We start from the raw sequence: 14,346 nt of genomic DNA, 5'->3' as shown, positions 1-14,346 counted from the left end.
AAGCCCGCTCCCACATATTAATCTTCATCTGATTCAGGACTGTGCTTGCTCTGGCGACCGTCCTCGCCGCGCCTGCTATCATGCGCGGCACCCCATCGCACAGGATCGCGCCGTTCCCCATGGATTACCGCAAACCCTCCGACCGCAAAAGCATGCACTCGCGCATCGTCCAGGAACTGGGCATGCAGATCGTCTCGGGACGTTTCAAACCGGACGACAAACTGCCCGCCGAAGCCCTGCTGTGCGAGGAATACGCGGTCAGCCGGCCGGTGCTGCGCGAAGCCACCCGCGTTTTGGTCGCCAAGGGCCTGGTGTATTCCCGTCCGCGGGTCGGCACGGTGGTCAAGCAGCGCAAGGAATGGCACATGCTCGACCCGGACGTGCTGCACTGGCTGATGCAAAGCAGTCCGCAAAACGAATTTTTTGATCTGCTGACCAGCGTGCGCAGCATCATCGAACCCGCCGCCGCCGCGTTGGCCGCGCAGTTCGCCACGGATGAAGACATCGCCTCTATCGGCGAGGCCTACCAACGCATGGAAGCGGCACCGACCCCGGAAGCGTTGTTGCAACCGGACCTGGATTTCCACAGCCGCATCGCCGACGCGACTCATAATGACTTGCTGGCGAACCTGTGCAACATGCTGTCGGTGGCGATTGCCGAAGCCTTGAAGCATTCCAATCAACGGCCGAATCTGCATGAATTGGCGATGCCACGGCACAAGGCGATCCTGACCGCTATCGAGAATCGTGATGCGCTGGGCGCGCGGCATGCGACGCTGGTGCAGCTGGATGATGCGCGTAGTGCGTTGAATGTGGTGTTGGGAACCGATCCCTCATAACCACCACTGAACCCTGTGGGAGCGGGCTTGCCCGCGATTACGGAGTGTCAGTCGATATAGATGCTGAATGATCCGCCGCCATCGCGGGCAAGCCCGCTCCCACAGGGACTGATGTGAAGTTTGAGATGAAAAAAAGCCGCAACCTTGGTTGCGGCTTTGTTGTTTCAGCGACCGGTCAGTGAGCAAACAGCGAGTTGCCCTTCTGCCCTGCCAGTTTCTCCGGCTTGATCAGGAACCGTGCCAGCGCTGGCAGCAGCCACAATGCGCCGAACATGTTCCAGAGCAGCATGAAGGTCAGCATCAGGCCCATGTCGGCCTGGAACTTGATCGCCGAGAAGATCCAGGTGCACACGCCGATCGCCAGGCACAGGCCGGTGAACAGCACGGCTTTACCGGTGGACTTCAGCGTCTGGTAGTACGCCTCTTGCAGCGGCAGACCGGCACGCAGGAAGCTTTCCAGACGGCTGTAGATGTAGATCCCGTAGTCCACGCCAATCCCCACCCCAAGCGCCACCACCGGCAAAGTCGCCACTTTCACGCCGATGCCCATGAACGCCATCAGCGCGTTGCCGAGGACCGAGGTCAGTACCAGCGGCAGCACGATGCACAAGGTCGCCGCCCAGGAACGGAAGGTGATCATGCACATGGTCGCGACGCAGATGTACACCAGGACCAGAATGGTCAGTTCGGAGCGTTTGATCACCTCGTTGGTGGCCGCTTCGATCCCGGCATTACCGGCGGCCAGGATGAATTCCAGGCCTTCCTTGTTGTTGTCTTTGGCGAAGTCCTGCACCGCATGCACCGCACGATCCAGGGTTTCGGCCTTGTGGTCGTTGAGGAACACCAGCACCGGCGCCAGGGAGCAATTGTTGTTGTACAGGCCATCGGCACGGGCGATGGAGTTGTTCAGCACGTCCGGGTTGCGCGACAGGGTTTCCCATTTCAGGTTGCCCTCGTTCATGCCCTTGATCATCTGCTTGGACACGGTCACCAGCGAGATCGCCGACTGCACGCCCTCGGTGTTCTGCATTTTCCACATCAGCTCGTCGATCGGCGCCATGGCCTCATAACGCGAGCAACCTTCGGACTTGGTCTTGACCATCACCACCAATACATCAGAGCTGGTGGAGTAGTTGTTGATGATGAAGCTGTTGTCCTTGTTGTATCGCGAGTCCGGACGCAGCTCTGGCGCGCCTTGGTCGAGGTCGCCGATTTTCAGGTTCTGGCTGTACCAGAGGCCGCCACCGAAAGCGATCAACGCCAGGGCAATGGAAATCGGTGCGACTTTCGGGCTGGCAAAGTTCGACAGCAGTCGCCAGAACGGATGTTCGCGGTGCGCATCTTTCTTGCTGCGTTCGACCGCGCGTTTGCTGATACCGACGTAGGAAATCGCCACCGGCAGCAGGATCAGGTTGGTGAACACGATCACCGCCACGCCGATGGAGGCGCCAATGGCCAGTTCACGGATCACGCCAATGTCGATGATCAACAGCGTGATGAAGCCCACCGCATCCGCGAGAATAGCGATCATCCCCGGCAGAAACAGCTGACGGAATGTGCGGCGTGCCGCTGTCAGCGCGTTCTCCGCCTCGCTGGACTGCAAGGCGATACCGTTGATTTTCTGCACGCCGTGGGAAATCCCGATGGCGAAGATCAGAAACGGCACCAGCATCGAATACGGATCAAGCCCGAAGCCGAAGAAGTGCATCAGGCCGAGCTGCCAGACCACCGCCACCAGTGTCGTGCTCAATACCGCCACGGTACTGCGCATGCAGTTAGTGAACCAGTACAGCAGGATCAGGGTAATGACGAAGGCGACACCGAAGAACATCACCACCATGACCAGCCCATCGATCAGGTCGCCGACTTTCTTGGCGAACCCGACAATGTGGATCTTCACGTTGGGGTTCTGGGCTTCGAACTTGTTGCGGATCTTGTCTTCGAGTTCGTGAGAGAACTTGCGGTAGTCCAGCGCCAGCAACTTGCCCTGGTCCTGCGGGTCCGGATAGGACTCCAGCAGCGGGATGTCGACGATGCTCGACTTGAAATCGTTGGCCACCAGCCGCCCGACTTGCCCGGACTTGAGCACGTTGTTGCGCAGCAGGTCGAGGCTTTGCTGGGAGCCGTTATAGCTCTGGGGGATCACTTCACCGCCGGCGAAGCCCTCCTCCGTCACCTCGGTCCAGCGCACGCTCGGGCTCCACAGCGACTTGAGACCGGAACGGTCGACGCCGGAAATGTAGAACACCTCGTCGTTGATCTGACGCAGGGTCTCCATGTATTCCTTGGAGAAGATGTCGCCATCGGTGGCTTCCACGGAAATCCGCACCGTGTTGCCCAGGTTCGCCAGATCGTTGCGGTGCTCCATCATTTTTTCAATGAACGGATGCTCGAGCGGGATCATTTTTTCGAAACTGGTGGACGGCCGGATCAACGTCGCCTGCCAGAACAGGAAAACACTGACCAGCAGGCAGATGACGATGACTGCCGGGCGGTTATTGAAAATCAGGCGTTCAAGAAACGTCGCCTTGTCCTGATGAGGAGTGCTTAAGGATGTCATAGACCCGCCTTCTTATTATTTGCCCGGCTCATTTGGACGACCCGTTTTTTCCATTCTCTGCACCGGTGGGCGAAGTGACGCGAACACCACCCTGTCCAGCCAGAATCAGATTGCCGTTGCCTGCCGCAGTCACCGCCGAGACGGAGATGCGATCCGGACGGTTGAACACGCTGAAGGTTTCGCCGTCGTCTGTGCTGCGAATAATGCTGCCGCCGTTGCCGACGATCACGATGGAACCGTCATCGAGCAATGTCGCGCCGGACAGACCGAACTCCAGTGCGCCGCGTGCAGCCTTGAGCTCGACCTGCTCCCAAGTACTGCCGAAATCCGTGGAACGGTAGAGATTGCCGCGCAACCCGTAGGCCAGCAGCGTGGCCGGTTGAGCAGTGCCAATCACGCCGAACAGCGAGCCTTCGTAGGGGCCCTCAAGCTTGTCCCAGGTCTGCCCATCATCGGCGGAGCGGAACATGCTGCCCTGCTCGCCGACGATGAAAATGCCGGATTCCTTGACCGCTGCGATGGCGTTGAGGTGGTACTGGTCTTCGTTGTCGAGGCGATCGCTGACGTCTTCCCAGTTTTTACCGCCATCGGTGGTTTCCAGCAAGGCACCGTAAGCGCCCACGGCAAAGCCGCTGTTAACGTCCTTGAACCAGACGTCGAGCAGCGGCGATTCGCGTTTCAGGTCTTCGAATTGTTTGGTCCAGGTAATGCCGCCGTCTTCGCTGGCGAGGATCTGCGCGTCATGGCCAACGGCCCAGCCGTGTTTGTCATCGACAAAAAACACTGCCGTCAGCAGTTGCCGGGTCGGCACCTTGGCCTGGGTCCAGGTCGCGCCCTGGTCATCGGAATACAGAATGTGCCCGCGATCGCCGACCGCCACCAGGCGTTTGCCGGCGTGTACGACATCGAGCATCAGGCCTTTGCTGGCCTTGGCGGATTCAACGGAATAAACCACATCGGTGGCCGACGCGGCAGCGGCCAGCACAGGCGCCGACAGCACGGTACAGCCCAACAGCGAGAGCGCTGTAGCCAGCAACGCGAACCTGCGTAACGCCGGCGGGCGGCCAATACTCACACCCATGACAGGCTCACTCATAGACCTTCCCTCACATTATTATTGTTAGGTCGTTCAACCCTTCAGGGCGCCGTAAGGGGTGCTCATCGGGATTGACCTATTCAGGAGCATAGTCCTGAAACCCGCAATCCAGAGCCCCTTCGGAAGCTGGCTTATCCTATCGGGGTTTGGAAAGGTCTGACAATCGACGCCACGTTATGTTTTGTTAACCTGAGGGGTATGGGGTGGGGGTGAATGATTGGGTATCAGGTGGGGTGATTGGGCTTTGGGCTTTGGGCTTTGGTGTACATATCCGTTTCTGCGGTAACGGCGGCTATTGGTTCCGCTCTTACAGCGGGTCACTTTCGAAAAGCGCGAAAGTAACCAAAGCGCTTTTTGCCCCTCCATTCGGTGCCTCGCTTAGGCTCGGCATACCCTCACTCCGGCATTGCTCCGGGGGCCCGCCGCCATCGGCCATCCATGGCCGGGGGCGGCTACCGCGGCATCCTTGCCGCGGTGCCCCCTGCGCAACGCCTGCGTTCGGCCTCTGGGAAAGAGGCGGCAGATCCAATGCCAAAGCAACAGCAGAAGCAACGGCAACGGCAACGGCAACGGCAACGGCAACGGCAAGATCAAAAGATCGCAGCCTCGCTTCGCTCGACAGCTCCCACAGGGACATGCGTTCACTTGAAGTCAGGCCGGCCGGTGGGCCGCCTCGCTTTTGATGTTGACGCACCGCCCCCTCGAGAGGCCGAGTGGAGGTTCTGCGTAGTGGGCAACCCGGCATGGATGCCGGGTTAGCCGCCCCCGGCCATGGATGGCCGATGGCGGCGGGCCCACGGAGCAGGACCGGAGCGAGGGCATGCCGAGCCTAGGCGAGGCACCGAACGAAAGGGGCAAAAGCGTTTTGGTTACTTTGGCGCTTTTCCAAAGTGACCCGCTGTAAGAGCGGAACCCTAAGTGGCCGTTACCGCAGGAATGGATATGTACACCATCAAAAAAACCAGTCGCAGGCAAGCCCCGCTCCCACAGAGTCCGAGTGAACCCTGAGGGAGCAAGGCCAAACTCAGGCCAGGCTTTTGCTGACCACTTCAAACACATCGCTGGACAGTTGCCCCGAAGCGCGAATCCGCTCCAACTCACCTTTCATCAACGCCTGACGAGCGTCATTGTATTTGCGCCAGCGAGTCAGCGGCGCCAGTTGGCGAGAGGCGATCTGCGGGTTAAACCCGTTCAACTCGATCACCAGATCCGCCAGGAAGCGATACCCGGAACCGTCAGCCGCATGGAAGTTGATCAGGTTCTGCCCGGCAAACGCGCCGACCAGCGCCCGCACCTTGTTCGGGTTCTTGATCGTGAACGCCGGGTGTTGCATCAAGGCTTTGACCCGCTCCAGACCGCCCGGCAACGTGCTTCCCGCCTGAACGCTGAACCACTGATCCATGACCAGCGGATTGTCCTTGAAGTGTTCGGCGAAGGTCGCCAGCGCCGTGGCTTTCTGCTCTTCGAACGGCGAATTCACCACCACCGCCAACGCCGTCAGACGCTCGGTCATGTTGTCGCTGGTGTCGAACTGCTCAAGGGTCGCCGCCAACACTTCCGGCTTGCCGCTGAGCATCAGGTACGACAGCGCAATGTTTTGTAGCGCGCGGCGGGCGAAATGCTCGGCTTCGGCCACATACGGCGTTTTCTTCGAGAGATCGCGATTGGCCTGATAACGCAGCCACAACGCCTCGAACAAGCCTTCAGCCAATTGCTTACGGGCAAACTCGCGAGCCGTGTGAATGGCGTCTACGTCAGCCACTTCACTGATCTCGGTCAGATACGCCTCGCCCGGCAGCGAAAGCATTTCGGCAACCATCGCCTGATCCAGCGTTTCGTCGGACAGCACGGTACGCAGCGCTGTAACCAAACGCTGATCCAGCACCAGCGCTTCACCCTTCTGTTGCTGTTCGATCAACTCTTGCAGCACCTGCACCGACAATTGCTGACCGGCATCCCAGCGGTTGAAACCATCACTGTCGTGCTGCATCAGGAACATCAGCTGATCGCGGTCGTACGGGAAGCTCAGTTTCACTGGCGCCGAGAAGCCACGCAGCAACGAAGGCAGCGGCTTTTCAGCAATGTCGATGAAGGTGAAGGTCTGCTCGGCTTCAGTCACCGAAATAACCCGCGAGGTGCCTTGAGCACTGGCTTCACCGGCAAGACGCAGGGCAATTTCGCCGCCCTTGCTGTCCAGCAGGCCCAGTTCCACTGGAATCACGAACGGCAGTTTTTCCACCTTGTCCGGGGTTTCCGGGCAGCTCTGGCGGAAGGTCAGGCTGTAGGTTTTCGCTGCGGCGTCGTAGGACTCGCTCACCGCCAAACGCGGTGTACCAGCCTGGCTGTACCAGCGTTTGAATTGAGTCAGGTCAACGCCGTTGGCGTCTTCCATGGCCTTGATGAAGTCGTCGCAGGTCACGGCCTGGCCGTCATGGCGTTCGAAGTACAGGTCGCTGCCTTTGCGGAAACCGTCAGCGCCAAGCAAGGTGTGGATCATGCCGACCACTTCCGAGCCCTTTTCGTACACGGTCAGGGTGTAGAAGTTGGAAATCTCGATGAAGCTGTCCGGGCGCACGGCATGAGCCATCGGGCCGGCGTCTTCGGCAAACTGGTGGGTACGCAGGTAAGCCACGTCCTGGATGCGCTTGACCGTCGCCGAGTTCATGTCGGCGGAGAAGCCGGAATCGCGGAACACGGTGAAGCCTTCCTTCAGCGACAACTGGAACCAGTCGCGGCAGGTCACGCGGTTGCCCGACCAGTTGTGGAAGTATTCGTGGGCAACGATCGCTTCCACCCGTTGGTGCGCGGCATCGGTAGCGGTTTCGGCGCGGGCCAGTACGGCGCTCGAGTTGAAGATGTTGAGGCCCTTGTTCTCCATGGCGCCCATGTTGAAGTCGTTGACCGCGACGATCATGAAGATGTCCAGGTCGTACTCGCGACCATAAACCTCTTCGTCCCAGCGCATCGACTTTTTCAGGCTGTTCATGGCGTGCTGGCACTTGTCGATGTTTTCCGGCTCGACGTAGATGCGCAGCGCCACGGAGCGCTCGGTCATGGTGGTGAAGGTGTCTTCGACGCACCACAGGTCACCGGCCACCAGCGCAAACAGGTAGGCCGGCTTCTTGAACGGGTCTTCCCAGGTCGCCCAGTGCCGGCCGTCTTCGCCGGGACCTGAGGCAATCGGGTTGCCGTTGGACAGCAGCACCGGATAGCTGTGCTGCTCAGCAACCACCGTGGTGGTGAACGTGCTCATCACGTCCGGGCGGTCGAGGTAATAGGTGATCTTGCGGAAACCTTCGGCTTCACATTGGGTGCAGAACATGGTGCCGGATTTGTACAGGCCTTCCAGCGCGGTGTTGGTTTCCGGGTGGATCTTGACGCTGGTGTCGACCGTGAAGCTTGTGTCGGTCGGTTGCAGGGTCAAATGGTTCTCGGTCAGTTGGTAGTCGGCAGCGCTCAGCTCACGATCGGCCAACGTCACCGACAGCAGCTCGAGTTGCTGACCGTCCAGCACCAGCGGCGGCAGGCCCGGGCCACGCTCAGGATTGCGGCGCATCACCAGTTGCGCATGGACCAGGCTGTGGTCCTCGAACAACTCGAAGGTCAGGTGCGTCTCGTCGATCAGGTACTCAGGCGCCTGATAGTCCTTCAGGTAGATCATCTTCGGTTGTTCGGTGCGCATACTGGAATCCTTACTGATGCACGGCGAGCTGGTAGGCCGTGTATTTACGAATATTGATCACGCCGGTGTCGAAAATCAGGTACTGGCCCTTGATCCCCAGCAGCGTGCCTTCGGCAATCGGGTTCTTGTCCAGGTTGAAGCTGACAATCTTGGCCGGGTATTGCTCGACCGGATAGCGGATCTCGAGCGGTTCGACATCGGTAATGGTCTGGATTGCTTGTAGGCCAAATCGTTCCTGCAAACCTTGCAAACCTGCCGCACAACTTTCAAACAGCTGATCGCGAACCTGCGCCAGGTCCACAGATACGGCATCGCCCTTGAGTAAAGCACGCCAGTTGGTCTTGTCGGCGACCTGGCTGCGGAACAGGTCTTCGACGAAGCCCGACTGCTGGCGGGTCGCGACGCGCATGATCGGCAAGGCCTGGCTGGCGCCCTGATCGAGCCAACGAGTGGGCAGTTGCGTGGCGCGGGTTATGCCGACCTTGATCCCCGACGAATTGGCCAGATACACCACGTGATCGGTCATGCAGAATTTTTCGCCCCACGCAGGCTCACGGCAGGTGCCGGCGTCATAGTGGCAACGCTCCGGGCTCATGATGCAAATGTCGCACTGGGCCAGTTTGGTCATGCACGGGTAGCAGTAACCCTGGCTGAAACTGGTTTTGGTCTTGCGTCCGCAATGGGTGCAGTGGATCGCCCCCAGGTATTCCAGGCGCACCGTGGTGCCGATCAACGGATTGACCGGTACCTCGGCGTCGCCCAGACGAAAAGCGTACTGAACGTTCGGCCCGTCAAGGCGCGCCGACATTTTGCTGATTGCACCGCGGCCAATCTCGATCAATGGATGGCATCCGATTTGAACAGAATGTTTGGCACTTCAATCGACTTCGACTCGCATTCCTGCGGGCCCATGTAGCCGGTGCGCTCTTCCTCGGGCAAGTTCTGGATTTCCCAGGCGATCATCGCTTGCAGGGACAGTTCGCGCTGCTCGGCGGTGAGTTTGCCACCGTCGGACCATTTGCCGATTTCCACCGCCAGTTTCAGGCTCTGGTAGATATCCGGGGTGATGTTTTTGATCATTTCGTTAAAAGAGGACATCAAGGGCTCCGCGCTCTTTAATCACATAGCTTATTTGGAAGTCAGTTTACGGCGGTTGTACAAACCGCCCAACAAACCGGTGAAGCATCCGATGAGTAACCCGCTGACGTGGGCCGCGTTGGCAATCTGGCCGAAGCCGATCATCGAAACCAGCCCGGACAGGCACACCAGCAACCACACCAGCATCATCACCAACACCCCTCGGGGCAGGCGATACGCCGGGTTCGGCGACAGAACCTGGAAAATCCAGCAATGCCCGAGCAGGCCGTACAGCACGCCGGACAACCCGCCAAACAGGCTCGGGCCGCTGAAAAGGAACTGGACATAGTTGGACACCAGGCTGAACAGCAGCGTCAGGCCGATCAGGTTGATGCTGCCCTGACGCGACTCGATACGCCGCCCCAGCTCCCAGTACCACATGCCGTTCATGGCCAGGTGCAGAATGCCGAAGTGGATCAGCATCGGCGTTACCAGACGCCACCACTGCCCCGCCGCCAGGCTGTCGGCCAATGGCGTGAAATGGATGTACTCGCCGACCACACGGAAATCGAGGAAGGTCAGCCAGCGTATCGTTTCGAGGTTATCGCCCAGCAGCGTCACCATCGCGACGATCAGGGTCAACAGCAGCACCAACGCCGTAGCCTTGCTGTGGCGCAATTGCTCGACGAAGCCTGGACGCTGCAGCGTCTGCGTGATCGGGATATCCAGTTGCTGATCGGGGTCGCCTGCCGGAAAGCGTTCGTACAATGAGCGCACGTCTTCGCTGATGTTGGCCGGCACCCACAGCACCTGCTCGCCCGCCTCTTCGCTGACCCGATGGGGCACTTGCATGCGCTGCAGCAGTTTGACGAACCCGCTCAAATCCACCGCCAGAGGCAGACGCAATACCGCCACCGCCGTCATCGCAACACCTCCGGCCGCTCGACATCGACCCAGACAAATTTATGCGGGTCGAGACGGGTTTCCTGATCCAGTCGATAAGCGACCAGTTTTCCGTAGAGCACCGCGCTGTAATCCAGGCACGCCAGGTTCGGGCGGATCGGCGCCGGTTTGCCGCTGCGCCAGTAGTGACCGACGAACAACAGCGGCTCATCGACGCCGTAGCGCAGCAAGTTGTCTTTTTCGCTGGACGACAGCGGCGTGCGGGCCACCGGCTCAGGCAAGGCGTCGGGCTGGAACACGATGTCTCCGTAGGTTTGCGGGTCGTCTTCCCAGAATTTGGTGCGGAAGAACGAGCGCGTCAGGCCGTCGCCGCTGGTCATGGTCAACCCGTGGGGCAAACGCATGTCGGTGCCGCGCAACAGGCGATCGAACACGGTGCAGGCAAAACTGCCCGGCACCGCGGAGGCCTGGAGGAAATGCTCATCGATGCAACCGTCGGGAAACAACCCGCGCAACGGTTCGATCAGGCCGGCGTCCCAACAGGCATGCACCACCCGGAAACGCCCGGCATCGACGAACAAGGGCAGTTCATAGAACCATTGCAGGAAGTCATGCCAATCTTCGGGATGATCTTCGAACTGGGTCAGGGTTTCGTGAAGCAGGCGGGCATGGCGCGGCGTATGTTCACGCACGAACTGCTGGCCGCTGCCCGGCAGCGCTGGCGTGCTCCAGCCGAGGGCGTTGAATTCATGGTTGCCCATGATGCACAGCGCCTGCCCGGCCTCGACCATGTCGTGGACGATGTGCAGCGCCTCGCGAATCCGCGGGCCGCGGTCGATGATGTCGCCTAGGAACACCGCCATGCGCGACGGATGCCGCCAGACGCCAGCCTGTTTGTGGTAACCGAGCCGGTCGAGCAAGTGCTCAAGGGTCAGAGCGCAACCGTGCACGTCACCGATCAGGTCGTAGCTACGCGCGGGATCGAGCATCAGTCGCCTCCACCACCCAACTTGCTGCCCCAGCCGAGCTTGGTCCGGCAGACTTCATAGTAGTTGTGGTCCAGCGGATGAATCAGCCGCAGCTTCTGCGCTTTCTTGCTGATGGTGATGGTGTCACCGGGCGCGCAGGTGAAGTGATTCTGCCCGTCACAGGAGACTTGCGGGTAAATCTGCATATCTTTGGACACGACGATTTTCAGCTCACTATTGCCATCGACCACGATCGGTCTACCTGACAAGGTATGGGGGTACATCGGCACAATCACAATAGCGTCGAGCTTGGGATGCATGATCGGGCCGCCCGCCGACAGTGCGTAAGCGGTCGAACCGGTCGGCGTGGCAACGATCAGGCCGTCAGCCTTCTGACTGCAGACGAACTGGCCGTCAATGTACAACTCGAACTCGATCATCCGCGTCGATTTGCCGGGGTGCAGCACCACATCATTCAGCGCATCGCCCTGGCCAATGGCCTCGGCGTGGCGACGGACTTCGGCTTGCAGCAGGAAGCGGTTTTCCACCAGATAGTGGCCGTCGAGCACTTCGGCGACTTTGACTTCCAGCTCATCGGGACGAATATCGGTCAGGAATCCCAGGCTGCCCCGGTTGATGCCGAGCACCGGAATATTGTGCTTGGCCAGCGCCCGGGCGGCGCCCAGCAGGCTGCCGTCACCACCGACCACAATCACCATGTCACACACTTCACCGAGCATCTTGCGCGACGAAGTTTGCAGGCCATGACCCGGCAGGACTTCGGCGATGGTGTCTTCGAGGATCACGTGCAGGTGACGATCGAGCAGAAACCGTTTCAGTCGGCGGACGGTATCCAGCACCTGAGAACTGCCCAGGCGACCGATGATGCCGATATTACGAAATTGCTCCATGGGGCTCCTATTGGGACGCGGAGGGCCTGCGACGGCGAAAAACACGATTATGGGCGAAAGCGCGGCGTAGACAAAACCCTTTCAGCCACAACGGTGTGCTCGCGTTTCGGGCTATGCTCGCAAGATGATCCTATTTCCAGATTTGCTCCAGTTACCTCACCAGTTGCGCCACCCTGAAGTGCGCGACTTGGCTTGGGTCATCCTCGCACCGCCGATGCTCAGCGTCACCCCGTGGCCGCAGCGTCATCCGCTGGCGGGCAGCGACTGGGTGCAGGCACCGGAGCGCCTGGAACACTGGCTCAGGCAACTGGATCGCGACAGTTACGATTTGCTGCACTGGCTGGCCCAGGCCAGAACCCGGCGACTGGGTCTGTACTACGAACGGCTGTGGCAATACGCCGTGCGGCACGCGCCGGGTATCGAACTGATTGCCGCCAACATGCCGATCCGCCGTGAAGGCCACACCTTGGGTGAACTGGACATGCTGCTGCGTGATCGCGATGGCGTGCATCACCTGGAACTGGCGATCAAGCTCTACCTTGGGCCACAGAACGGTGACGGCCATGACACCGCGCAGTGGCTCGGACCGGGTTGTCATGATCGACTGGACCGTAAACTGAAGCACCTGAGCCAGCATCAATTGCCAATTTCCGCGCGGGCGGAAAGCCGTGCAGTGCTGGCGTCGCTGGATATCCAGCAGTTCAGTGCGCATCTGTGGCTGGGCGGTTATCTGCTCTATCCGTGGCCGGGACAGGCCGAATCACCCAGCGGCGCGCACCCTCAGCATTTGCGCGGTAGCTGGCTGCATCAGAAAGACTGGGCGGACTTTGTCGTGCAGCGCCCATTCGGTCGCTGGCAACCCCTGCCCCGCCATGCCTGGTTGGCGCCGGCACACTATCCCGAAGAGCAAACCTGGAACGCTGAACAGCTGAGTGCATGGCTGAGCGATCTGGTCCCGCTGGCACCGGCGCAATTGATGGTGCGGCTGACAGAGAATGGCGAAGGAGATTGGGAAGAAGCCGAGCGGCTGTTTCTGGTGTCCGATCTTTGGCCGAATGTGCCGGGTAATGGCTGAATTTGCGGTGAATGGACCAGCCCTATCGCGGGCAAGCCCGCTCCCACAGGGATTAGTGTGATCCTGTGGGAGCGGGCTTGCCCGCGATAGCGGTATGTCAGGCGATATCAATATTGACTGTGCCGCCGTCTTCGCGAGCAAGCCCGCTCCCACAGGGATTGTGGCTGGCTACAAGAATTAATCAGCGCCATGCAAAGGGTCATAGCTTTTTATGCTGCTCAACCCACAGCGCATACGCATCGATGAATTTCTGCAAGAACGGCCTGACCGACTCCGACAACTTCCCCGCCTCGTCGAACGCTGAACCGGCGCCGCCCAGGTAGGCTTCCGGTTGCTGCATGCACGGCACATTGAGGAACACCATGGACTGGCGCACGTTGTGATTGGCGCCAAATCCGCCGACGGCGCCTGGTGAAACGCTGATCACCGCACCCGGCTTACCGTTCCAGGCGCTCTTGCCGTAGGGGCGCGACCCCACGTCGATCGCATTCTTCAACGGCGCCGGCACCGAACGGTTATATTCCGGGGTCACGAACAGCACGGCGTCGGATGAACTCACTTGTTGTCGGAAAGTGCTGTAGGCTGCCGGCGGTGATTCGCCATCGATGTCTTCGTTGTAGAGCGGCAAATCGCCGATTTCGACGATATTCAGCTTCAGATTGGCAGGCGCCAGCTCGGCCAGCGCCAGCGCGACCTTGCGGTTGATCGACGCTTTTCTCAGGCTGCCGACCAGAACGGCGATCTCGTAGACGTTGCTCATGGAAGATTCTCGACTGTCCGATGGGAAGAGCTTCTAGTTATAGATGATCAAATGACGATTCAACCAGCGGGCGACGGAAAAACGCCGCCCCTGACTATTTTTTTCCTGTAGGAAAACTTACCTCGCCCAACCACGGTCTACAGAACCGCAAATTGAGTGATTTATCTCCAGAGGTTCTAAGCAGATGGCAGCAGTACTCGTCGGTCAGTTCCATGCAAGAGACGCGGAAGGCCGCGTTTATTCCGTGCATGAGTTCCAGGAATCCACCCCGTCGCACGACGGCCTCGCCGGCTCGGTGCCTGTCACCACCTATAAGCTGGCCATTGGCGACCGGCTCAACAAACTCGACGACAACGAATTTGTGCTGGTGCAATCAGGCGTCACCCTCACTCGCGAACCTGAAACGAACGTGGCCTCATAACCCGCTGTTATGAGCAGAAGTCATATGCGCGCACTTGAGTTAGGATTCAGTAAC

General features: G+C 59.7%; 12 protein-coding genes. 3 read left to right on the top strand and 9 right to left on the bottom strand.

Features of this window, described 5'->3' with window-relative positions:
* The first annotated feature begins 119 nt into the window (after positions 1-119).
* The gene (locus KGB18_RS06255; protein WP_032835696.1) at positions 120-839 is read left to right on the top strand and encodes a FadR/GntR family transcriptional regulator; all 720 of its coding nucleotides are present in this window, start codon (positions 120-122) and stop codon (positions 837-839) included.
* A 175-nt stretch (positions 840-1,014) separates the two neighbouring features.
* Here KGB18_RS06255 and KGB18_RS06250 read toward each other — a convergent pair whose 3' ends face one another.
* The 8 genes from KGB18_RS06250 to KGB18_RS06215 form a co-directional block, all read right to left on the bottom strand.
* Positions 1,015-3,399, bottom strand: a complete 2,385-nt coding sequence (locus KGB18_RS06250) for an efflux RND transporter permease subunit (protein WP_008011335.1) — start codon at positions 3,397-3,399, stop codon at positions 1,015-1,017.
* A gap of 28 nt (positions 3,400-3,427) precedes the next feature.
* Positions 3,428-4,495 carry a WD40/YVTN/BNR-like repeat-containing protein gene (locus KGB18_RS06245; protein ID WP_223569543.1) on the bottom strand — a complete coding sequence of 356 codons (1,068 nt, stop codon included), beginning with the start codon at positions 4,493-4,495 and terminating at the stop codon, positions 3,428-3,430.
* 1,024 nt (positions 4,496-5,519) lie between these two features.
* A complete protein-coding gene (gene pepN / locus KGB18_RS06240; protein WP_123722992.1) occupies positions 5,520-8,177 on the bottom strand; it encodes an aminopeptidase N in 2,658 nt (885 codons plus the stop codon).
* 10 nt (positions 8,178-8,187) lie between these two features.
* Complete coding sequence (locus tag KGB18_RS06235; RefSeq protein WP_223569542.1) at positions 8,188-9,018, bottom strand: DUF2797 domain-containing protein; 831 nt, start codon at positions 9,016-9,018, stop codon at positions 8,188-8,190.
* On the bottom strand, positions 9,015-9,275 hold the full coding sequence (locus KGB18_RS06230; RefSeq protein WP_038984092.1) for a YeaC family protein: 261 nt from the start codon (positions 9,273-9,275) through the stop codon (positions 9,015-9,017). The genes KGB18_RS06235 and KGB18_RS06230 overlap by 4 nt, the downstream gene beginning before the upstream one ends.
* Before the next feature lie 30 nt (positions 9,276-9,305).
* Positions 9,306-10,178, bottom strand: coding sequence for a rhomboid family intramembrane serine protease (locus tag KGB18_RS06225; protein WP_123722994.1), 873 nt, complete (start codon positions 10,176-10,178; stop codon positions 9,306-9,308).
* A complete protein-coding gene (locus tag KGB18_RS06220) occupies positions 10,175-11,149 on the bottom strand; it encodes a metallophosphoesterase (RefSeq protein ID WP_187326503.1) in 975 nt (324 codons plus the stop codon). The genes KGB18_RS06225 and KGB18_RS06220 overlap by 4 nt, the downstream gene beginning before the upstream one ends.
* On the bottom strand, positions 11,146-12,036 hold the full coding sequence (locus KGB18_RS06215) for an NAD(+) kinase (protein ID WP_030130396.1): 891 nt from the start codon (positions 12,034-12,036) through the stop codon (positions 11,146-11,148). The genes KGB18_RS06220 and KGB18_RS06215 overlap by 4 nt, the downstream gene beginning before the upstream one ends.
* A 124-nt stretch (positions 12,037-12,160) precedes the next feature.
* Between KGB18_RS06215 and KGB18_RS06210 the strand changes: the two genes are divergently transcribed.
* Positions 12,161-13,111, top strand: coding sequence for a DUF1853 family protein (locus tag KGB18_RS06210; protein WP_223569541.1), 951 nt, complete (start codon positions 12,161-12,163; stop codon positions 13,109-13,111).
* Positions 13,112-13,310: 199 nt separating this feature from the next.
* Here the strand turns inward: KGB18_RS06210 and KGB18_RS06205 are convergent, their stop codons facing one another.
* The gene (locus KGB18_RS06205; RefSeq protein WP_223569540.1) at positions 13,311-13,871 is read right to left on the bottom strand and encodes an NADPH-dependent FMN reductase; all 561 of its coding nucleotides are present in this window, start codon (positions 13,869-13,871) and stop codon (positions 13,311-13,313) included.
* 184 nt (positions 13,872-14,055) lie between these two features.
* Between KGB18_RS06205 and KGB18_RS06200 the strand changes: the two genes are divergently transcribed.
* Positions 14,056-14,292 carry a hypothetical protein gene (locus KGB18_RS06200; protein WP_052964268.1) on the top strand — a complete coding sequence of 79 codons (237 nt, stop codon included), beginning with the start codon at positions 14,056-14,058 and terminating at the stop codon, positions 14,290-14,292.
* The last annotated feature ends 54 nt before the right edge of the window (positions 14,293-14,346 follow it).

This window comes from Pseudomonas sp. BF-R-26 (genome assembly GCF_019947395.1).
Lineage (GTDB): Bacteria > Pseudomonadota > Gammaproteobacteria > Pseudomonadales > Pseudomonadaceae > Aquipseudomonas > Aquipseudomonas farris.
Note: the sequence above shows the minus strand (reverse complement) of the source record. Positions and strands in the feature narration are given on the sequence as shown.

What these genes read in the sequence shown, in the direction of transcription:
- KGB18_RS06255 (WP_032835696.1), top strand. Translation starts at nt 120, where the DNA reads ATGGATTACCGCAAACCCTCCGACCGCAAAAGCATGCACTCGCGCATC.
- KGB18_RS06250 (WP_008011335.1), bottom strand. Translation starts at nt 3,399, where the DNA reads ATGACATCCTTAAGCACTCCTCATCAGGACAAGGCGACGTTTCTTGAA.
- KGB18_RS06245 (WP_223569543.1), bottom strand. Translation starts at nt 4,495, where the DNA reads ATGAGTGAGCCTGTCATGGGTGTGAGTATTGGCCGCCCGCCGGCGTTA.
- pepN (WP_123722992.1), bottom strand. Translation starts at nt 8,177, where the DNA reads ATGCGCACCGAACAACCGAAGATGATCTACCTGAAGGACTATCAGGCG.
- KGB18_RS06230 (WP_038984092.1), bottom strand. Translation starts at nt 9,275, where the DNA reads ATGTCCTCTTTTAACGAAATGATCAAAAACATCACCCCGGATATCTAC.
- KGB18_RS06225 (WP_123722994.1), bottom strand. Translation starts at nt 10,178, where the DNA reads ATGACGGCGGTGGCGGTATTGCGTCTGCCTCTGGCGGTGGATTTGAGC.
- KGB18_RS06215 (WP_030130396.1), bottom strand. Translation starts at nt 12,036, where the DNA reads ATGGAGCAATTTCGTAATATCGGCATCATCGGTCGCCTGGGCAGTTCT.
- KGB18_RS06210 (WP_223569541.1), top strand. Translation starts at nt 12,161, where the DNA reads ATGATCCTATTTCCAGATTTGCTCCAGTTACCTCACCAGTTGCGCCAC.
- KGB18_RS06205 (WP_223569540.1), bottom strand. Translation starts at nt 13,871, where the DNA reads ATGAGCAACGTCTACGAGATCGCCGTTCTGGTCGGCAGCCTGAGAAAA.
- KGB18_RS06200 (WP_052964268.1), top strand. Translation starts at nt 14,056, where the DNA reads ATGGCAGCAGTACTCGTCGGTCAGTTCCATGCAAGAGACGCGGAAGGC.